Origin of the sequence: Tatumella morbirosei (assembly GCF_000757425.2) — a bacterium.
Lineage (GTDB): Bacteria > Pseudomonadota > Gammaproteobacteria > Enterobacterales > Enterobacteriaceae > Tatumella > Tatumella morbirosei.
Genome location: NZ_JPKR02000003.1, coordinates 1,343,991 through 1,364,465, shown reverse-complemented (window position 1 = coordinate 1,364,465; position 20,475 = coordinate 1,343,991). Strand labels below are relative to the sequence as shown.

Sequence of the window (20,475 nt, the reverse complement as noted above, 5' to 3'; positions counted from 1 at the left end):
GCAGCCTGTTGATACTATTACCCTCATAGAAAATGTAATCACTCGCTGTTTTTTGCAGCCCAGACTTCTCTCGCGCAAAGAGGTTGGTCTTGCCATTACCGGGTTTAGGCACTTTAAACACAATAAAGCTTTAAGATATGCCTACCAGAGAGCAGGGAAACTAAAAGGTTCGGATTTAATTAGTTTACTTTAAACTTCCCGGGACAAATTGCTGTCATAAAAAAGCCCGCAGGGCTTGCACCGAGCGGGGTTTCAGGACTTCACCGGATGACTCTGGTAATCGCTGGCGGAATCTGAATGAATACTTCAACTCATTGTTTTAATAAGTTTTTGTTTAATTCAGTTTTCTTCCGTGTACCTAAACGTGTACCAATTATTTTTTCTTATCAGGAAATGTACTCCCGGAAACCTCATTTCTCTGACGAGATCTGACGTACCGTCATCAGGAATTCATGAGCAGTGGTTTCCCAAAGTTCAGGCGAAAAATCAAACCCGTATCGTTTCCTGAACTCCTCTTCGACACCGTCACCATAGGTGGAGATAAAATCATCAACTTCTTCGACGAGATCTTTGAGTATCCAGTCTGGCGCTGACTTTTTGAACAGTCGTACTATGCCTTCAATCGTATCCTCGCCATCATTGATGATGTCGGCGTCCTGGTTGAAATAACCGAAAATCAGTTGGTCAAGAAAGTGGAAGTTTTGCATTTTGTACCTATAGAGCCAGAAATGATTTTAGTAAAAAGTGTTTATACTGTTCACTTTCACTTTTAATCATTTTAAATCATATGGTTAGATGGTGAAGTGTTAAGGTCTGCATGTACACGGGTGTACACATGAAGTGATCACTCAGGTTCAAAGTAAAAAACCGGCCTGAGTCGGTTCGTTTACCTGGCTGAGTCTGAATATGTATTATAACCGTATGAATTTAATTAACATTATTGAATTCAATTTTCAAGTGTGTACCAATGGTGGCTTGTCACAGTGTTTTTAATGTTAGCTAACCAATTCTTTTCAGCGCAGCATTTGCCGTCTGGCTATTCATTTTGGGTCATTTCGACTCGGAAAAACATATGTACGCTGAGCACTGATTAGCTTCATCACTTCCAGAATCTCTAATGCCTGAGGAGATAGAGGTACTATGTGTTCACGCTGGGCTTTCATCCGTTCGGCTGGAATTGTCCAGAGTTTGGCATCGAGATCGATCTCTGCCCAACGAGCACCGGAGGCCTCTGAAGGGCGCACAAGGGTCAGGAGTTGCCATTCTACTAAACAGCGAGTCGGAACAGACAGATTTGACATGACTAAAGAACGCATTAGCTTCGGTAATTCTTCTGGTCGTAGCGTTGGCATGTTTTGTTTTTTAGGCTTCTCAAAGGCCATGCCGACACCTGATGCCGGATTTGCATCAATCAGACCGGTGTTAACTGCATAAATCATTATCTCATTAATGCGCTGTACCAGGCGGCGAACCGTCTCTAGCGCACCACGTGCTTTAATTGGTTCTAATGCTTCAACAATCGTTCTGGCCTTAATCTCCTGAGCAGGTATCGCGCCTATTGCCGGGAAAACGTCCTTATCCAAAGAACGCCAGATATCCTTTGCATAATCCTCTGTGACGCTTCTGCTCTTGAGCTGAAACCAGTTAGCGGCCACTGTTGAAAAAATGCTGTCTAACTCAATCTGGCGTTGTTCTGACGCTTGTTCCTGTTGCTGTTGTGGATCCATGCCTTGCGCTAGCGTGGTTAAGTGCTGGTCGCGTATCTGACGAGCTGCTGCGAGTGTAAGGGAAGGGTATGAACCGAGACTCAAATTTGTGCGGCTGCTGCTTCCCGGTCGTTGATAACGGAAGCGCCAGAGTTTTTTACCGGAGGTTTTGATGAGTAAGAACAGGCCATCACCATCATGTAGGGTGAAGTCTTTTTCGCGTGGTTTCGCTTTGAGGATTTCGTTGTTAGTCAGAGGCCGGGTAACACGCGCCATGTCTGGATTCCTTCCATAATTGGTACACGTTTATGGGCCACAGTATAGCGTGTACCTAAACGTGTACCAATTTTATCTGGATTTAGCCGGATATACCCGGATAACGGCAGACACAAAAAAGCCCGCAAGGCTTATGCTATGCGGGCTTTTCGTACTTCACCGGACATATCCGGATCATGATTTGGTGGAGCTGGCGGGAGTTGAACCCGCGTCCGAAATTACTACACCGTCGGCACTACATGCTTAGTCCAGTCTTTACATTCGCTTGTCAGCTGCGGATGGACACGCCACTAACAAACTAGCCTGATTGAGTTTAATGCTTCAACCCCAGGCAGGGTCTCCACACGATCTCTTTTGGGTTTGACCTCTCTTGATCCCCGTCCTAAGAGCGGAGGCTAGGGAGAGAGGGCTCTTAGCAGGTTATTAAGCTGCTAAAGCGTAGTTTTCGTCGTTTGCGACTATTTTTTTGCGGCTTTTTACGAGGCCAACCGCCCCTCGGCATGCTCCTTGGGCTTCGCAAATCCCGTCGAATCCAGAATCAGCCCCAGGTACTGTGAAGCAGTATATCAGGAAAAGCCGTTGCTGCACCAGTGGTTTAGCGATTTCCTTTCTTCATAATCCGTGCTTTGTCTATTTTCCATTCACGTTCACGGATGTCATCACGCTTGTCGTGTTCTTTCTTACCTTTGGCGACGCCAATCTTCAGCTTACACCAGGCATTTTTCCAGTAAAGCGACAGCGCAACAATGGTATAACCTTCACGGTTTACCCGGCCGAAGATCGAATCCAGCTCCCGCTGTTTAAGCAATAACTTACGGTTACGGGTCGGATCGCAGACCACATGGGTCGAAGCGCCAATCAACGGCTGAAAGGTGGCACCAAACAGAAAGGCTTCACCGTCACGCAGCAGAATGTAACTTTCACTGATATTGGCTTTACCAGCACGAAGAGATTTTACTTCCCATCCTTGTAACGACAGGCCGGCCTCAAATTCCTCTTCAATAAAGTATTCATGGCGGGCGCGTTTATTCAGGGCAATGGTTGCAGAACCGGGTTTGTGAGCTTTTTTCTTAGTCATAATATTGCTTATTTTACACCACTTATGCGCAGAAACCATCCCCGAATTCGGGGTAATAAGAAGCACATTCTAGCACGCCGGTAGCATGAAGACATTTTTGTTTAACAGTTGAAACTGGTATGATCATCAGGTTTTTTACTAAGCAGGAAGTGTTATGGCCCAGATTAGTCGTTCAGCGCTGGTCCCGTACAGTGCTGAAAAGATGTACCGGCTGGTGAATGATGTTGATGCATACCCACAATTTTTACCGGGCTGCACCGGCAGCCGGATTCTCGACAGTTCAGAAGATCAAATGACCGCCTCGGTCGATGTTTCTAAAGCCGGGATAAGTAAAACGTTCACCACCCGCAACACACTGACCGATAATGAACGTATTCATATGCAACTGGTCGACGGTCCTTTTCGAAAACTGACCGGTGGATGGCATTTTGTGCCATTGGGCGATGATGCCTGTAAAGTCGAGTTAAGTCTTGATTTTGAGTTTACCAATATGCTGGTTGAAATGGCATTCGGGCGGATCTTTAAGGAACTGGCCAACAGCATGGTTCAGGCGTTTACCGTCAGGGCAAAAGAGGTTTATCGTGGCTGATATCCAGGTAGAAGTTGTTTACGCCCTGCCTGAAAAGCAATATCTGCGAACGGTCAGAATCCCTGAAGGGAGTACCGTAGAACAGGCGATCACCGCTTCCGGACTGACCACTCTACGCCGGGATATCAATCTCTCCGAAAACAAAGTCGGCATATTTAGCCGTGCGGTTAAGCTGCATGATGAGGTGAGTGATGGTGACAGGGTCGAGATTTATCGCCCGTTACTGGCCGACCCTAAAGAACTACGCCGTCAACGGGCCGAACGCTCGGCAAATGCCAACAAAAAATAACCCTCAAGGCCAGATTTAAAAAAATAGCGCAGTATTCACTGCGCTGTCCTTTCTGCACTGCCGGACTATCTTACCGGGAATGCTAACCGATTATTTTTTCGTCAGAGCCGGTTTGTTATCAATATTAGTCAGTATTCCGCTGCTGTTAAAGGTCAGTGTCAGGGTCTGCTGAGTAATGCCTTCATGGCCTGGTTCACGACGGAATACGTAGTACCAGACATTGCTGCCAAAGGGATCGCGCATCATCGGAGTTCCGAGAGTATACGCTACCTGTTGCTGAGTCATGCCGGTATGAAGTTTGCTGATATCACTCGCGACCAGATAGTTACCCTGGTTAATATCCGGACGATAGACGACCTTTTCGATAGTTGAGCAACCAGCGGTTGCCATCAACATTACTACTGCAGCAGCAGCCAGTATTTTACTGCGCATGTATACATTCCTTTTTCGGACCCATATGCCTGTGCAAGGCGGTTTTTGCCATCAACGATGAATTCTGCCTGTAACAGGTTTGCTTCGTCCGGCGAGATAAGATATCGATAATAATAGACCTTTCGCCGGATGGAAACCTTTGCAGAGTATGCATATGACTTCCGAACGATAAAAAAGTGCCAAATCATGCAGCTAAAAGTTCTCTGGCATTCGCCAGAGTATTACGGGTGACCTCACTTCCTCCCAGTAACCGTGCCAGTTCATGCAGTCTTGCCTGTTTATCCAGCAGACGCATCTGGGTTTCGGTCATGGTTCCGTCAGTAATTTTACTGATGAAGAAATGGCTGTGACCACACCCCGCCACCTGTGGCAGATGCGTGACACACATCACCTGGGTCGATTCTCCCAGTTGCCGTAGCATTTTTCCGACGATGGCGGCCGTCGGACCACTGATGCCGACATCCACTTCGTCGAAAATCATTGCCGGAGTCTCCATTTTCTTCGCCGTGATCACCTGAATGGCCAGTGCAATACGCGACAATTCTCCGCCGGAAGCGACTTTACCCAGCGGCTGTAAAGGTTGTCCCGGGTTAGTGCTGACACGAAATTCAATAGTATCTGCACCTTCTGGTGTCAGTCGATCAGCATTGAATGTGACATCAATAATAAAACGGCCATGCTGCATCGATAACTGATGGATTGAATCAGTAATTCTGGCAGCGAGTTCCGCCGCAAACTGACAACGCTGCTGATGCAGTTGCTGTGCCGTTTCCAGGGCAGCCTGATGATGTTGACTGACCTGCAGACTCAACTGTTCAAGTTCTTCGTCGTGTGATTCCAACTGCTGGTACTCAGACAGTAATTGCTGATGCAGTTCCGGCAGGTTCTCCGGTGATACATGGTGTTTACGGGCCAGAGAAATCTGCCGCGAAATGCGCTGTTCCAGTTCCTGTAAACGGTTCGGATCAAGATCAATGCGTTCGCAATAGTGGCGCAGTTCATCTCCGGCTTCACTTATCAGAATGGCTGCATCTTCCAGCATACTCAGGACGGGGGTCAGGGCTTCATCCATAGGCAGTAATTCACTAACACTCTGGCGTGCTGTATGCAGTAAAGATTGCAGGCTAAGATCCTCGCCTTCAGAGACTATTCGTGATGCCTGCTGACTCAGGGTTAATCGCTGGCCACTGCTGGCCAGGTGTTTGTATTCAGTGTCTGCGCCCTCAAACTCACCGGCAACCGGTGCGAAGCTGTTGAGCTCTTTCAACTGATATTGAAGTAATTCTCTGCGAGATTCCCGTTCCTGGGTCTGTTTTTGCAGGCTGGCCAGCGCGCGACAGGCAGAATGCCATTGCTGATAATGGTGGCGCATGGTTTCAGACAGCGGGGTCGGATCGGCATAAGCGTCCAGTAAAAAGCGCTGGTGCTCAGGTTTAAGCAACAACTGATGTGCATGCTGACCATGAATCTGAATGAGTAGTTGGCCAAGTTCCCGTAGCTGTGAAAGGGGGACGGCGGTGCCGTTGATAAATCCACGCGAGCGTCCATCGGCGTTAATCACCCGGCGTAGCAGGCACTCGTCGTTATCATCCAGATGATTATCGGCAAGCCACTGGCGGGCAGAGGGGGAAGATTGCAGACGGAAACGCGCGCAGATATCCGCCCGCGAAGCTCCGGGTCGCACCATTTCTGCCTCTGCTCTGGCTCCAAGGCACAGGCTAAGCGCATCAATCGCAATCGACTTTCCGGCACCGGTTTCCCCGGTGATGGTAGTCATACCTTGTTGGAAGTCAACATCCAGTTCACGGACAATTGCAAAATTACTGATGGTCAGTTGTGCCAGCATAATATCACCTGTATAGAAAAACATGACTGTTTTTTTATACAGTATAATCTGCTTTTTTACACAGTAAAGAGTGTCTGGCACATTTTTAAAATAATTTTTTAGACCAACCAAGTTTGGTGCTTAACGTATTAAAATAATTGTAATTTTTTGGATGTATCAGGTCCAGATGCTGTGGGCTGCGTTTGATCAGTACTTCCTCACCTTCCTGTATGGGCAGTGCTATCTGGCTGTCGCAACTTATTTCGAGATCACTGCGCAGTGATGAGAACCGCAGGTGGATTTCGCTGCTGCTGTTGATAACCAGTGGTCTGGCTGACAGCGTATGGGGAAACATGGGAACCACGCTGATAGCTTCCAGGCCAGGTGTCAGAATCGGGCCACCGGCTGAGAGGGAGTAGGCCGTTGAGCCGGTAGGGGTGGCAATAATTAACCCGTCAGAGCGCTGGGAGAAAGCGAAGTTATTGTCGATATACACTTCAAATTCAATCATATGGGCCACTTTTCCCGGATGTAGCACTATTTCGTTAATAGCAGTGGCAATCCGTGGCGACCCTTGAGGTAACGAGACCCTGGCTTCCAGCAGAAACCGCTGCTCAGTGAAATAATGTCCATCCAGCACTTCGGATAGCTGCTGACGGGCATTCTCAGGGTCCAGGTCGGTCAGAAATCCAAGGTTGCCACGGTTAACCCCAATGACTTTGATATCGTAACGGGAGAGTACTCTGGCGGCTCCCAGCATATTACCGTCACCCCCGATCACTACTGCCAGATCAGCCTGCTGGCCGATTTCAGCTAATGTTCCGGTATTAACCTGCTGCAAATTGAGTTCATTGGCAATTTGTTCTTCAACCACCACCTGATAGCCTTCACTGGTCAGCCAGCGACACAACATTTCATGAGTGGCGAGGGCATTCGGGTGGCGTGGGTGCCCGACAATTCCGATGCATTTAAAAAATTTGTTCATTTGCAGGCAACTCCTCCAGCCAAAACACAAGTGAATATCACACAGTCCCTTGAATCCGTAATTTTGATCCCCATAATAAGCCCAACGGCGAAATGAATATGGAAAACGCGGAGATTTTCATGAGCAGTAAAGAACAGAATAACCCTAACGAGCAATTTTCAGAAGAGCAGGCGGCAGAACAACAGACTGAGGCTGAAAATGCAGACACTTCCGGAACCGTTGATCCACGCGATGAGCGTATTGCAGAACTGGAAGCGGAGCTGGCGAAACTGAGTAATGGTGTGCGTGATGCACAGTTACGTGCACAGGCTGAAATTGAAAATATTCGCCGTCGTACCGAACTGGATGTCGAAAAAGCACATAAATTTGCGCTGGAAAAATTTTCTAACGAATTACTGCCGGTGATTGACAGCCTGGAACGTGCATTGCAGGTTGCTGACAAGAGTAACAGTGAGCTGGCCTCGATGATTGAAGGGATCGAACTGACTCTGAAATCATTGTTAGATGCAGTGCGTAAATTTGGTGTGGAAGTAGTGGGTGAAACCCACGTACCTTTCAATCCGGATGTTCATCAGGCGATGTCAATGGTGGAATCTGATGAAGTGGCGCCGAACCACGTACTGATGGTGATGCAAAATGGTTACACCCTGAACGGCCGTCTGCTACGTCCGGCGATGGTAGCGGTGTCTAAAGCTAAAGCATAATTTTTCCCCGCAGATGACTGCGGGGGAGTCGCCTGGTCTGTCCATGATTTTTTATGGCGGGTCCACAGGTGCTAAACCGTCTGGCCGGGTCTGCCGGTCAGACGGTTTATTGTTTATGGCAATACCGGCATCCAGTCAATGGGATCCCGGCCGGACTGCTGTAATAAGGCATTGGCCGAGGAAAATGGCTTACTACCGAAAAATCCACGATGCGCTGATAACGGGGATGGATGTGGTGCCTGCAAAACATGGTGGCGCTGCCTGTCGATAATGGCCCCTTTTTTCTGCGCATGAGCCCCCCACAACAGAAACACGACTCCCTGTCTGTGCTGATTGATCAGCGAAATGACGGTATCCGTGAATTGTTCCCAGCCCAATCTGGCATGTGAATGCGCTTTTCCTGCTTCTACGGTCAATACCGTGTTTAGCAGCAATACTCCCTGAGTCGCCCAACTGGCGAGGTAGCCATGATCCGGGCGGACAAAGCCCTCAATATCCTGTTCCAGCTCTTTATACATGTTCAGTAATGACGGAGGTGTTGCTACGCCTGGTAATACCGAAAATGCCAGACCATGCGCTTGTCCTGGCCCGTGATAGGGGTCCTGGCCGAGGATGACAACTTTAACCTGGTGAAGTTCGGTTAACCTGAAGGCATTGAAAACATCCTTTTGTGGAGGGTATACGGTGACCCCTTCTCTGCGGCGTTGTTCAACGCTTTGCAGGGTCTGAATAAAATAGTCCTGCTGCTTTTCGGGAGCCAGTACGTCATGCCATGTTAATGTTGTCATTATTCCCTCCTGAATATTATGCCGGTCAGCTTAATGATTTTATCTTGCGGGTAAAGCCTTAAAAATAATTTGAAAAAATACAAATTATATTTATCCATAAAAAGCATAAATATCATATGGTTAAGGATTTAGCATCACTGTCGATGGCTGTTTATTGATAAAGGTCAAGGAACTCTGCCTGCTCATTAGTTATACAATGACGATGAAGTTGGTCCAGACAAATTCTTTGATAAGACAGTTTCAGCCCCGGAGGCAACCTATGATTAATGGAATTCAAATCACCAAATCCAGCAATAATGCATTGCTTAATTCTTTCTGGTTACTGGATGAAGAAAATGCAGAAGCACGCTGCCTGTGTGCAAAAGGGGATTACCAGCCGGATCAGCTTGTCCCGCTTCATGAACTCGGTGAAATCGAATATCGTGAGATTCCGCTGGAAATGAAACCTCAGGTTCGGGTGGAAGGTGGTCAGCATCTTAACGTGAATGTATTACGCCGTGAAACGTTGGAAGATGCTGTAAAACATCCGGAAAAATATCCGCAACTGACTATCAGGGTTTCAGGTTATGCGGTACGTTTCAACTCCCTGACTCCTGAACAGCAGCGTGATGTTATCACCCGTACATTTACCGAAAGTCTGTAACCGATTCCCGGACTGAAAAAGGGCGCCTGAGCGCCTTTTTTATTGCTATTTATTATTGATAATAAAGAGATTAATCTGCGCAGAGCTGTTTTTGCCGGTCTGGCAATATTCAGCAATAACGCCACTGGAATGAATCTGCAGGACGGGAGGTTGAAAACAAAAAATCGCCCGAAGTGGGCGATTTGAGAGTACGACAAATGAACCCGAGGGCTCATTGTTAAGGCTGATAATTTTTACTCAGCAGAATCTTTCGCAGTTCCGGGGGCCGTTTCACCCGGTGATGTTACTGGCTTGCGACGTTTTCCGATATTCTTGCTGTCACGATGACGCACCTTCACGCGCGGTTTTTGTGCCTCTTCATTTTTCTTCTGTTTACGTTTTTCCAGCTGTTTTTTCGATGGCTTTTTTGGACCGGTGGCGGAAGGCGCACGGGTTTTTGGCCTTAATTCGTCGATAGTTCTGCTCTTCAGGGGTTCATTTAAATAGCGCCCAATTTTGATCAGCAACTCGTTATCATGGGCTTCAACCAGCGAGAGTGCTGTCCCTTTTTTACCGGCACGTCCGGTCCGGCCAATCCGGTGCAGATAGATGTCTGCAGTACGCGGCAGATCAAAGTTGATGACCAGAGTCACATCGTCGATATCAATACCACGTGCCGCCACATCGGTTGCCACCAGTACGTTCACACGGCCTTCGGTCAGACGTTTAATGGCTTCATTACGTTTTGCCTGAACCATCTCACCTTCAAGATAGCTGCAACGGATATCTGCCTGTCTCAGCCATTCCGCCACTTCATGCAGCCTCTCGCGCTTGCGGACAAAAACGATCGTCCGGCTGGCGTCAGGTTGTTTAAGAAGATGAATCAACAACCGGGTTTTGTGTTGCAGGTCATCGGCACGGTAATACCATTGCTGTATTTTTTACGTTCGCGACGGCTGGGTTCCGCCTCGATAGTGACCGGGTCATTCAGCAGACGATCGGCGAAATCTTCAATATGCTCGCCTTCCAGAGTGGCTGAAAATAAGAGTGTCTGCTTGCGCCAGCGGGTTTCTCCGGCAATGGTTTCAATATCCTGAGCAAACCCCATGTCCACCATCCGGTCAGCTTCATCGAGGATCAGGGTTTCAACGGCGCGGCAGTCAAAGTTTTCTTCTTTAATATATTGCAGCAAACGACCGGTGGTCGCGACCACAACATCCTGATTGGTACTGAATACTTCGGCATGGTTCATATAAGCCACACCGCCAGTAATGGTCGAAATATCCAGGTGAGTATATTTCGCCAGTTCACGTGCCTGATCCGCCACTTGCATCGCCAGTTCACGAGTCGGAGTCAGAATTAAAATACGTGGAGGACCGGATTTTTTACGTGGAAAATCGAGCAGATGTTGCAAAGCCGGCAGTAAGTAGGCCGCTGTTTTTCCGGTACCCGTGGGCGCCGAACCCAGGACATCACGGCCGTCCAGTGCAGGCGGAATAGCCTCTGCCTGAATTGCAGTAGGGCGCTCGTAGTTTTTATCCTGCAGAGCATTCAGCAGGCTTTCATCTAGTTCAAGTTCGGAAAATGTGGTTACAGTCATGGTCTACCTCTGTTTGGGGCGCTGATTATAGACACTTCAGACGCATTCTTCATCTGTTGTCTGCGTCTGATGACCGCGGAAGAGCATTTCCGGCGGTAAAATTTCTGAAGACGGCAATTTCTCACGGTAATATTTCTGTCGTGCGGTTACACTTGCCGAACAGGGTAACTGACCCTGTGTTGTTAATGCAGGACAGGAAGATTGCCGTGTCACAGAGTGTTAAGAAAAATGGTTTTACCTTTCGACAGTTTTTTGTCGCCCATGACCAGTGTGGCATGAAAGTCAGCACTGACGGTATTATTTTAGGTGCCACAACACCCGTCCCTGTCGATGGAAAGTTACTGGACATTGGCAGTGGCAGCGGGCTGATTTCCTTAATGATGGCGCAACGTATCCATGAGGCAGGCAGAGTTGTGCAGATTGATGCGGTTGAAATTGATTTGGCGGCGGTGCGTCAGTCAAAACAAAATATTGCGCAGTCACCCTGGCCGGATACGATACAGATTCATCATGCTGATATCCTGACGTGGGAGGCTCCGCTCTCCCGGCGATATAGTGTGATAGTCAGCAATCCTCCCTTTTTCTCCCCCGGGGTGAGCTGTAGTAGTCACTCCCGTCAAACCGCGCGTTACACTACCACGCTGAGTCACCAGGCATTGCTCAGGAGTGCACAACAACATCTCTCTGCTGAGGGTTGGTTTTGCGTGATTTTACCGCTGGCGACCGGAGAGGAATTTATCGCCCTTGCTCAACTTGATGGATGGATATTACGTCATTGCCGACGAATCAGTGAGTTTGCTGACCGGCAACCCCACCGGTTGTTTATCGCGTTTTCATTAAATCCCGGAGATTGCACTAATGACAGTCTGGTGATCCGTGATTCTTCAGGGGGGTATTCCGATGACTATCGGCAACTGACAGGAGGGTTCTATTTACCGCGCTAAATGTAGGGTTAACCGGCTTTTATGAGGAGTGAGGTTTGCTATAGCAATGTAGTTCCTGAGCCCGGGGTTCTGGTAAAGATTGTCACTATCTTCTTAATTTTTCGTAAAAAAAACTACACATCGGTTTACCCGAACCACAGAAGCATATGACAATCATTGTGTTGCCGCGTTTTTTTGTTAAAAGCCTAAACCGAACCCTGAATTAGAGATGAAATGCTTTGTTCGATGAGGTAACCTGCCTGTTAAATCACCTTTTACCCGTATCTGACAGGAAAAGAGTGACGTAGTTCATCGATAGCACGAGGCCCGGGAGGTTATTACAAACAGCCAATGGCGCTGTTACCCGGAGAATACAGGGAAACGCTGAACTTTCTTTAAAGTATCTACTCTAAGCCACTGCTTGCTCAGATCATGTGAGATGTTGCTGGTGGTCAATTGGATGTAGAACATATTTGTGGGGATATTACCTCGGATGAGCGAGCAGTTAACAGATCAGGTTCTTGTTGAGCGCGTCCAGAAAGGAGATCAAAAGTCATTTAACTTACTGGTGATTCGATACCAGCATAAAGTGGCGAGCCTTGTGTCGCGCTATGTACCGTCAGGGGATGTGCCGGACGTGGTGCAGGAGTCTTTTATTAAGGCCTATCGCGCCCTCGAGTCATTTCGTGGCGAAAGTGCTTTTTATACGTGGTTATACCGTATCGCTGTGAACACAGCGAAAAATTACCTGGTTGCTCAGGGACGCCGGCCGCCCTCCAGTGATGTGGATGCGGTCGATGCAGAAAATTTCGAAAGTGCGGGTGCATTGAAAGAAATTTCGAACCCTGAGAACTTAATGTTGTCAGAAGAACTGAAACAAATTGTCTTTAAAACTATAGAAACATTACCTGAGGACTTACGGATGGCAATCACACTCAGGGAACTCGATGGTTTGAGTTACGAAGAGATTGCCGAGATTATGGACTGTCCGGTCGGAACAGTGCGTTCCCGGATATTCCGGGCCCGTGAGGCTATCGATAACAAAGTTCAACCGCTGATCCAACGTTAGGGATGGCGGCTACTTGAAAGGTAAAAGGCATGCAGAAAGAACAACTTTCCGCTTTAATGGATGGTGAAATCTTAGATCAGTCATTGCTTTCTTCGCTGGCGAAAGACACGGAGTTACAGCAGAGCTGGACAAGCTACCACCTGATACGTGATACCTTACGTGGCGATGTAGGTACCGTGGTTCATTTCGATATTTCAGCCCGTGTGGCCGAAGCTATCGCGCAGGAACCTGCCCGTAATGTGACCCCGTTTATCCCGGAAGCGCAGCCAGAACCTTCACGCTGGAGCAGGATGCCGTTTTTCGGCAAAAATCGCCCATGGGCGGCCCAACTGGTGCAGGTGGGTGTCGCAGCATGCGTTTCGCTGGCGGTAATTGTGGGTGTACAGCATTATGGTAATTCTCCGGCCGGCTCTGGCAACGTGGCGGATACTTCAGATACCCCGGCGTTTAATACGTTGCCAATGATGGGGAAAGCCTCACCAGTCAGTCTTGGGGTTCCTTCTGACATATTTGATGCCGGTAATGCCAGCCAACAGGTTCAGGAACAACGTCGCCGTGTGAACGCGATGCTCCAGGACTATGAATTGCAGCGTCGTCTGAATAACGATCAGTTTGAATCAGGAGTTCCTGAACAGGCTCAGATCAATGTGCCGGGTAATCAGTCTCTGGGTATTCAGCAGCAGTAATGAAAAAACCTTTTATTCTGATGACTACTCTGGCTTGTAGTCTGTTGTTTTCATCGGTGACCTCAGCGCAGGATTCTGCGTCTGAGGCCATGCTGGAAAAGATGGAAAAAGCCAGTGCCACCCTCAATTATGAATTCGCCTACATCAATGTCTCCCGTCAGGGAATAGAATCCTTACGTTATCGCCATGCGATTGTTTCCGGCCAAACCTATGCACAGTTGTTGCAAATGGACGGCCCGCGGCGTGAGATTATTCAGCGTGGTAAAGAAATCAGCTATTTTGAAGCTGGGTTAGAACCCTTTACTCTACCAGGTGAGCACATTATCGATGGGTTGCCTTCGGTGTTGTATGCCGATTTCGACCGGCTGAAAAACTATTATGATTTCATTCCGGTAGGGCGTTCCCGTGTCGCGGATCAGATGTGTGATGTTGTCCGGGTCGTATCACACGACGGTTCCCGCTATAGCTATGTTATCTGGCTGGATGTTGATACCTCGCTGCCGCTACGCGTAGATTTGTTGGCTCAGGACGGTGAACCTATCGAACAATATCAGGTAATCAGTTTTGCGGTGGATGAAGGCGTCAGCCGGATGATGGAATCTCTGAAAGATGCCAGTCTGCCACCGGTTCTATCTCTTCCCGCGGGGGATAAAGTCAACTTCAACTGGAAACCGGGCTGGGTGCCGGCCGGAATGCAGATGATTTCACAAACCCGCCGTCAAATTCCTACGATGGGGAAAGCTTTTGAAACCAGGCTATACTCTGACGGGTTATTTAGTTTTACCATTAATGTCACGGATGCAGATAAAGATAGTCTGAATCAGTCATTGCGCACTGGACGACGTACGATTCAGGTCGAAATACGTAATAATAAGGAAATTAGTGTTGTGGGCGAATTGCCTGCAGCTACTGCAAAACGTATTGCGGACAATGTCGACGTAGGTAACTGATTATGATGAGAGAATGGGCAACCGTAACTTCCTGGGAAAACGGGATTGCGACACTGCATACCGAAGCAAAAACTTCCTGTAACAGCTGCAATGCACGTAAAGGTTGTGGTAGTCACTTGTTGAATAAACTGGGGCCGGAAGATGCAGAAGTGATGCAGATTGCCAGTAAACAGCCGTTACAGCCAGGTCAGCGTATTGAATTAGGTATTCGTGAAAGCAGCCTGCTGGGTTCTGCGGTGCTGGTCTACATGACACCGTTACTTGGTCTGTTTATTGTTGCCGGCCTGTTCCAGTCACTGTTTCATTCTAATCTTGCTTCTGCCAGCGGCGCATTGCTGGGCGGTGTTGGAGGCTTTATTCTCTCGAAAGGCATCTCGGCATTGATTGGCGATAAAGAAGCCTTTCAGCCAGTGATCTTAAGTGTGGCGTTGCCTCCGGATTCTCTGCGCTTCGAAACGGCAGAGGGTGAGTAGTCAGAGTGACATGCCGGAGGATAATCCCCGGCCTTTCCCGCACTAAAATTTACCTTTCTCTTTAGCAATTACACCAGGTTACTGGCTTTCGTACGGGCCCTTAACAGTGTAATATGCCACCTCATTAATGAGGCTGACTCAACACGAGTAACGAGTGATGTTACTTATCATCTCTGTGCCCTGGTATTCAACAGACGTTTTTACGCGAAGATATTCATATAAATGAAGCATATAAGAAACTTTTCCATTATAGCGCACATCGATCACGGCAAATCTACGCTTTCTGATCGCCTGATTCAGACCTGCGGCGGGTTGACCGACCGTGAAATGGCTGCTCAGGTTCTGGATTCAATGGAACTGGAACGTGAACGCGGTATTACCATCAAAGCACAGAGTGTTACCCTCGACTACCATGCTCAGGACGGTCAAACCTACCAGCTTAATTTTATCGATACCCCGGGCCATGTTGACTTCTCCTATGAAGTTTCCCGCTCCCTGGCGGCCTGTGAAGGTGCCTTGCTGGTGGTGGATGCAGGGCAGGGGGTAGAAGCTCAGACCCTGGCAAACTGCTATACCGCCATGGAAATGGACCTCGAGGTTGTGCCGGTACTGAACAAGATCGACCTGCCGGCGGCCGATCCAGACCGTGTCTCTCAGGAAATTGAAGACATTGTGGGAATTGATGCGACCGATGCCGTCCGCTGTTCAGCCAAAACCGGGGTGGGTGTACCGGAAGTTCTGGAACGCCTGGTTCGTGATATCCCGCCACCGGAAGGTGACCCGGAAGCTCCGTTACAGGCACTGATCATCGATTCCTGGTTCGATAACTATCTTGGGGTTGTGTCGCTGGTGCGGGTGAAGAATGGTACTCTGCGCAAAGGCGACAAAATCAAAGTGATGAGTACCGGGCAGGTGTATAACGCTGACCGTTTGGGTATTTTTACACCGAAACAGGTCGATCGTACTGAACTGGGATGCGGTGAAGTGGGCTGGCTGGTCTGCGCGATTAAAGATATTTTAGGCGCGCCAGTCGGTGATACGCTGACCAGTTCCCGGACTCCTGCTGAAAAAGCGTTACCTGGTTTTAAAAAAGTGAAACCGCAGGTTTACGCCGGACTGTTCCCGGTAAGCTCTGATGATTACGAGTCTTTCCGTGATGCGTTAGGTAAACTGAGTCTGAACGATGCTTCACTGTTTTATGAGCCGGAAAGTTCTACGGCACTTGGCTTTGGTTTCCGTTGTGGATTCCTGGGTCTGCTGCACATGGAAATTATTCAGGAGCGTCTGGAGCGTGAGTACGATATTGATCTGATCACCACAGCCCCTACAGTAGTGTATGAAGTTCAGACCACTGACGGCAATGTGGTTTATGTCGACAGCCCGTCGAAATTGCCACCGCTGAACAATATTGAAGAATTACGCGAACCGATTGCAGAGTGTCATATGCTGGTTCCACAGGAATACCTGGGGAATGTGATTACACTCTGTATTGAGAAACGCGGCGTGCAAACCAACATGGTTTATCATGGAAACCAGATTGCTTTAACCTACGATATTCCGATGGCCGAAGTTGTGCTTGATTTCTTCGATCGCCTGAAGTCCACTTCGCGTGGTTATGCATCTCTGGATTATAATTTTAAACGATTCCAGGCCTCTGATATGGTACGTGTTGATGTTCTGATTAACTCAGAGCGTGTCGACGCATTGGCATTGATTACCCATCGCGATAACTCACAATACCGCGGACGTGAACTGGTTGAGAAAATGAAAGAGCTCATCCCGCGTCAGCAGTTTGACATTGCTATTCAGGCTGCTATCGGTAATCACATCATTGCCCGTTCAACAGTGAAACAATTACGTAAGAACGTTCTCGCCAAATGTTATGGCGGTGACGTGAGCCGTAAGAAAAAGCTGTTGCAAAAACAGAAAGATGGTAAAAAACGGATGAAACAGGTAGGTAACGTAGAATTACCTCAGGAAGCGTTTTTAGCCATTCTGCATGTGGGCAAGGACAACAAATAAGGACCTGGCATGGCAAATATGTTTGCACTGATTCTGGCTTTAGCCACTCTGATTACCGGAATCATCTGGTGCATTGAAAAATTCGTCTGGGCTCCTGTCCGTCGTAAAAAGCAGCAACAGGCCCGTGAAATGGCTGGTACTGCACTGGATGAGAAAACACTGAATGCCGTGGACCGTCATCCTGGCTGGATTGAAACGGCAATATCGGTGTTCCCGGTCTTGTTTGTCGTTTTCATCGTACGATCATTTGTGTTTGAGCCGTTTCAGATACCGTCCGCATCTATGATGCCGACCCTGCTGATTGGCGATTTTATTCTGGTAGAGAAATTTGCCTATGGTCTGAAAGATCCTATTACACAGACTACACTGATCCCGACCGGTCATCCGAAACGTGGCGATATCGCGGTTTTCAAATACCCGAAAGATCCCAGTGTTGACTATATTAAGCGTGTGATTGGCTTACCTGGTGATAAAATCGTCTTTGATCCTTACAGCAAAACGATCACCGTAACTCCCGGGTGTGGTTCAGGACAATGTGGCAATGCGGTACCTGTCACCTATAGTGATATGGAACCGAGTCAATTTATTCAGACCTTTAGCGGTTTTGATGGTAATGAAGTCGGGAATGGATTCTACCAGGTCCCCCTTGATCAAAGCATGAAAGGTGGTTTACGCCTGGGTATTCGTAAAGAAACTATCGGCAATGTCACACATAACATCTTACTGGTAAACGAAGCACAGAGTCAGGTGAGTTCTTATTACCAGCAGCCGGGACAACAGCCAGCGACCTGGGTCGTTCCTGCCGGTGAGTATTTTATGATGGGTGATAACCGGGATAACAGTGCTGACAGCCGCTACTGGGGCTTTGTGCCTGAAAAGAACCTGGTGGGTAAAGCCGTGGCTATCTGGATGAGCTTCGAAAAACAGGAAGGCAAATGGCCTACCGGAGTTCGTCTGAGCCGTATCGGCGGCATTCATTAATACCAATGTGGGCCCGCTGTGCGGGCCTTGTTACTGACCCTGGCCGGCAGGCCACTGCACACGAAACAGAGAGAGCTGTATCAGCCCTGTTTCATGTGCAGAGCAACAGATGTCATCTAAGAGCTGGAAACGCATGAACCCCATCCTGATTAATAAGCTCCAGAGGAAACTGGGCTATACTTTCACTCAAGCAGATTTATTGCAGCAGGCTTTAACCCACCGCAGTGCCAGCAGCAAACATAATGAACGACTGGAGTTCCTGGGGGATTCTATTCTGAGTTATGTGATTGCCAATGCCTTATACCACCGCTTTCCACGCGTGGACGAAGGGGATATGAGTCGGATGCGCGCGACGCTGGTTCGTGGTAATACTCTGGCAGAAATGGCGCGGGAATTTGAACTGGGCGAATGTCTGCGGCTTGGGCCGGGAGAATTAAAAAGCGGCGGTTTTCGTCGTGAATCAATTCTGGCCGATACGGTAGAAGCGCTGATCGGGGGGATTTTTCTCGACAGTGATATACAGCAAATTGAAAAGCTGATCCTTCGCTGGTATCAGAGTCGCCTGGAATCGATCAGTCCTGGTGACAAACAAAAAGATCCTAAAACCCGGCTGCAGGAGTTTCTGCAGGGCCGGCATTTACCGTTACCATCTTATCTGGTGGTTCAGGTGCGTGGCGAAGCCCACGACCAGGAATTTACCATCCATTGCCAGGTGAGCGGAATGGAAGAAGCTGTGGTTGGGGTTGGTTCCAGCCGCCGCAAAGCAGAACAGGCAGCCGCAGAGCAGGCGCTGATTAAGTTAGGAATTGAATGAGCGAACAAGCACCCCATTGCGGTTTTATCGCAATCGTCGGCCGACCTAATGTCGGCAAATCTACATTACTGAACCAGTTACTGGGGCAGAAAATTTCGATCACCTCGCGTAAGCCACAAACCACGCGGCACCGGATTATGGGGATCGATACCCGGGATAATTATCAGGCAATCTATGTGGATACGCCGGGCCTGCATATGGAAGAAAAGCGGGCCATCAATCGCCTGATGAACAAAGCTGCCAGTAGTTCTATCGGGGATGTGGAACTGGTCATTTTCGTGGTGGAAGGTACCCGCTGGACTGACGACGATGAAATGGTACTGGGGAAACTGAAGGCCGGCAAAGCGCCGGTGGTTCTGGCAATTAACAAGATTGATAACCTGCAGGATAAATCGATTCTGCTGCCTCATATCCAGATGTTGAGCCAGAAAATGAACTTCCTGGATGTGGTGCCGGTGTCGGCGGAACACGGCAACAATGTCGATACTATTGCTTCCATAGTGCATAAGCATCTGCCGGAAGCTGATCATCACTTCCCTGAAGATTATGTGACCGATCGCTCGCAACGCTTTATGGCTTCAGAAATCATCCGTGAAAAACTGATGCGTTTCCTCGGGGCAGAACTGCCGTATTCAGTGACTGTTGAAATTGAACAGTTTGTGAATAATGAGCGTGGCGGTTATGACATCCATGGTCTGATTCTGGTGGAGCGTGAAGGTCAGAAGAAGATGGTGATTGGCAACAAAGGTGCCAAAATCAAAACTATCGGTATTGAAGCCCGTAAAGATATGGAACAGATGTTTGAAGTTAAGGTACATCTGGAGCTGTGGGTAAAAGTGAAATCCGGCTGGGCGGACGACGAACGTGCGTTACGCAGCCTGGGTTATACCGACGACCTCTGATTTATGGAAGGCTGGCAACGCGCCTTTGTGCTGCATAGTCGCCCGTACAGCGAAACCAGTTTGTTACTGGATCTGTTCAGTGAAAACGAAGGACGGGTACGGGTGTTGGCCAAAGGTGCGCGGGCCAAACGTTCGCAGTTAAAAGGGGCATTGCAGCCATTTACCCCGCTGCTGGTCCGTTGGTCTGGTAAAGGAGATATCAGAACACTACGCAGTGCCGAAGCTGTTTCTCTGGCACTGCCGCTTAACGGGACCTATCTGTATTGCGGTTTGTATGTTAATGAACTGCTGTCCCGTGTCCTGGGACAGGAAATTCCTTTCTCCGAACTCTTCTTTGATTATCTTCACTGTATCCAGGGGCTGGCCGCAGCAACAGGGTCTGCCGAACCTGTGTTACGCCGCTTTGAACTGGCGGTGCTTGGCCATCTGGGTTATGGCGTCGATTTTTTGCACTGTGCCGGCAGCGGTGAACCTGTCAGTGAAACTATGACTTACAGTTATCGTGAGGAAAAGGGTTTTATTGCCAGTCTGGTGGTTAACCAGCGCAGCTTTACCGGGCGTCAGTTGCTGGCACTGTATTCCCGGGAATTTCCTGACAGTGATACGCTGCGGGCTGCAAAACGTTTTACACGTATGGCCCTGAAGCCTTATCTTGGTGGAAAGCCGCTAAAAAGCCAGGAGCTATTCCGGCAATTTACTTTACCTGTTGCCGTGCCACCACAAAACAAATCGTAAACGGGTTGCCCGGCAGGGTGTGTTTA

The 20,475-nt window shown here is 48.6% G+C and carries 20 protein-coding genes, 1 other RNA gene and 2 pseudogenes; 14 read left to right on the top strand and 9 right to left on the bottom strand.

Going from position 1 to position 20,475, the window contains the following annotated elements:
* Nucleotides 1–410: 410 nt before the first annotated feature.
* From HA49_RS09160 to smpB, 4 genes and pseudogenes are all read right to left on the bottom strand, one after another.
* Nucleotides 411–707: a contact-dependent growth inhibition system immunity protein gene (locus tag HA49_RS09160; protein ID WP_038022297.1), complete on the bottom strand. Its 297-nt coding sequence runs from the start codon at nt 705–707 to the stop codon at nt 411–413.
* A 295-nt stretch (nt 708–1,002) separates the two neighbouring features.
* Nucleotides 1,003–1,982: pseudogene (locus tag HA49_RS09155) on the bottom strand (integrase domain-containing protein); the annotation flags it as partial.
* 182 nt (nt 1,983–2,164) lie between these two features.
* Nucleotides 2,165–2,528, bottom strand: a transfer-messenger RNA (tmRNA) gene (gene ssrA, locus HA49_RS20870).
* Between the two features lie 49 nt (nt 2,529–2,577).
* Nucleotides 2,578–3,060 carry an SsrA-binding protein SmpB gene (gene smpB / locus HA49_RS09150; protein ID WP_038022759.1) on the bottom strand — a complete coding sequence of 161 codons (483 nt, stop codon included), beginning with the start codon at nt 3,058–3,060 and terminating at the stop codon, nt 2,578–2,580.
* Nucleotides 3,061–3,214: 154 nt separating this feature from the next.
* On the opposite strand from smpB, the gene HA49_RS09145 reads away from it, so the two are divergent.
* The gene (locus HA49_RS09145) at nt 3,215–3,649 is read left to right on the top strand and encodes a type II toxin-antitoxin system RatA family toxin (protein WP_038022295.1); all 435 of its coding nucleotides are present in this window, start codon (nt 3,215–3,217) and stop codon (nt 3,647–3,649) included.
* Nucleotides 3,642–3,938 (top strand): RnfH family protein, encoded by a 297-nt coding sequence (locus HA49_RS09140; RefSeq protein WP_038022293.1) that lies wholly within the window; start codon nt 3,642–3,644, stop codon nt 3,936–3,938. Before HA49_RS09145 ends, HA49_RS09140 begins: the two co-directional genes overlap by 8 nt.
* 90 nt (nt 3,939–4,028) lie before the next feature.
* Here HA49_RS09140 and bamE read toward each other — a convergent pair whose 3' ends face one another.
* The 3 genes from bamE to nadK form a co-directional block, all read right to left on the bottom strand.
* Complete coding sequence (gene bamE / locus HA49_RS09135) at nt 4,029–4,370, bottom strand: outer membrane protein assembly factor BamE (protein ID WP_038022291.1); 342 nt, start codon at nt 4,368–4,370, stop codon at nt 4,029–4,031.
* 184 nt (nt 4,371–4,554) lie between these two features.
* Nucleotides 4,555–6,216, bottom strand: a complete 1,662-nt coding sequence (recN, locus tag HA49_RS09130; RefSeq protein WP_038022758.1) for a DNA repair protein RecN — start codon at nt 6,214–6,216, stop codon at nt 4,555–4,557.
* An 85-nt stretch (nt 6,217–6,301) separates the two neighbouring features.
* The gene (gene nadK, locus HA49_RS09125) at nt 6,302–7,180 is read right to left on the bottom strand and encodes an NAD(+) kinase (protein ID WP_038022288.1); all 879 of its coding nucleotides are present in this window, start codon (nt 7,178–7,180) and stop codon (nt 6,302–6,304) included.
* 119 nt (nt 7,181–7,299) lie between these two features.
* Here nadK and grpE point away from each other — a divergent pair, with 119 nt between their 5' ends.
* Complete coding sequence (gene grpE / locus HA49_RS09120) at nt 7,300–7,884, top strand: nucleotide exchange factor GrpE (protein ID WP_038022285.1); 585 nt, start codon at nt 7,300–7,302, stop codon at nt 7,882–7,884.
* A 113-nt stretch (nt 7,885–7,997) separates the two neighbouring features.
* Here grpE and ung read toward each other — a convergent pair whose 3' ends face one another.
* The gene (ung, locus tag HA49_RS09115) at nt 7,998–8,675 is read right to left on the bottom strand and encodes a uracil-DNA glycosylase (RefSeq protein ID WP_156994587.1); all 678 of its coding nucleotides are present in this window, start codon (nt 8,673–8,675) and stop codon (nt 7,998–8,000) included.
* 256 nt (nt 8,676–8,931) lie between these two features.
* On the opposite strand from ung, the gene grcA reads away from it, so the two are divergent.
* A complete protein-coding gene (gene grcA, locus HA49_RS09110) occupies nt 8,932–9,315 on the top strand; it encodes an autonomous glycyl radical cofactor GrcA (protein WP_038022282.1) in 384 nt (127 codons plus the stop codon).
* 233 nt (nt 9,316–9,548) lie between these two features.
* On the opposite strand, the pseudogene srmB reads toward grcA, so the two are convergent.
* Nucleotides 9,549–10,894, bottom strand: a pseudogene (srmB, locus tag HA49_RS09105) (ATP-dependent RNA helicase SrmB).
* 185 nt (nt 10,895–11,079) lie between these two features.
* Here srmB and HA49_RS09100 point away from each other — a divergent pair.
* The 10 genes from HA49_RS09100 to recO all read left to right on the top strand — a co-directional run bounded on the left by HA49_RS09100 (nt 11,080) and on the right by recO (nt 20,449).
* Nucleotides 11,080–11,838, top strand: a complete 759-nt coding sequence (locus HA49_RS09100) for a tRNA1(Val) (adenine(37)-N6)-methyltransferase (RefSeq protein WP_038022757.1) — start codon at nt 11,080–11,082, stop codon at nt 11,836–11,838.
* 472 nt (nt 11,839–12,310) lie between these two features.
* The gene (gene rpoE, locus HA49_RS09095) at nt 12,311–12,886 is read left to right on the top strand and encodes an RNA polymerase sigma factor RpoE (protein WP_038022279.1); all 576 of its coding nucleotides are present in this window, start codon (nt 12,311–12,313) and stop codon (nt 12,884–12,886) included.
* Nucleotides 12,887–12,915: 29 nt separating this feature from the next.
* A complete protein-coding gene (gene rseA / locus HA49_RS09090) occupies nt 12,916–13,572 on the top strand; it encodes an anti-sigma-E factor RseA (RefSeq protein WP_038022277.1) in 657 nt (218 codons plus the stop codon).
* The gene (rseB, locus tag HA49_RS09085) at nt 13,572–14,522 is read left to right on the top strand and encodes a sigma-E factor regulatory protein RseB (protein ID WP_038022274.1); all 951 of its coding nucleotides are present in this window, start codon (nt 13,572–13,574) and stop codon (nt 14,520–14,522) included. Before rseA ends, rseB begins: the two co-directional genes overlap by 1 nt.
* 2 nt (nt 14,523–14,524) lie before the next feature.
* Entirely contained in the window at nt 14,525–14,995 is a 471-nt protein-coding gene (gene rseC / locus HA49_RS09080; protein WP_038022271.1) for a SoxR-reducing system protein RseC, read from the top strand.
* Nucleotides 14,996–15,217: 222 nt separating this feature from the next.
* Nucleotides 15,218–17,017, top strand: a complete 1,800-nt coding sequence (gene lepA, locus HA49_RS09075; RefSeq protein WP_038022269.1) for a translation elongation factor 4 — start codon at nt 15,218–15,220, stop codon at nt 17,015–17,017.
* Nucleotides 17,018–17,026: 9 nt separating this feature from the next.
* Nucleotides 17,027–17,998 carry a signal peptidase I gene (gene lepB / locus HA49_RS09070; RefSeq protein WP_038022266.1) on the top strand — a complete coding sequence of 324 codons (972 nt, stop codon included), beginning with the start codon at nt 17,027–17,029 and terminating at the stop codon, nt 17,996–17,998.
* Between the two features lie 133 nt (nt 17,999–18,131).
* Nucleotides 18,132–18,812: a ribonuclease III gene (rnc, locus tag HA49_RS09065; RefSeq protein WP_038022263.1), complete on the top strand. Its 681-nt coding sequence runs from the start codon at nt 18,132–18,134 to the stop codon at nt 18,810–18,812.
* Entirely contained in the window at nt 18,809–19,714 is a 906-nt protein-coding gene (gene era, locus HA49_RS09060) for a GTPase Era (protein ID WP_038022261.1), read from the top strand. The genes rnc and era overlap by 4 nt, the downstream gene beginning before the upstream one ends.
* Before the next feature lie 3 nt (nt 19,715–19,717).
* The gene (gene recO, locus HA49_RS09055; protein ID WP_038022260.1) at nt 19,718–20,449 is read left to right on the top strand and encodes a DNA repair protein RecO; all 732 of its coding nucleotides are present in this window, start codon (nt 19,718–19,720) and stop codon (nt 20,447–20,449) included.
* Nucleotides 20,450–20,475 lie beyond the last annotated feature (26 nt).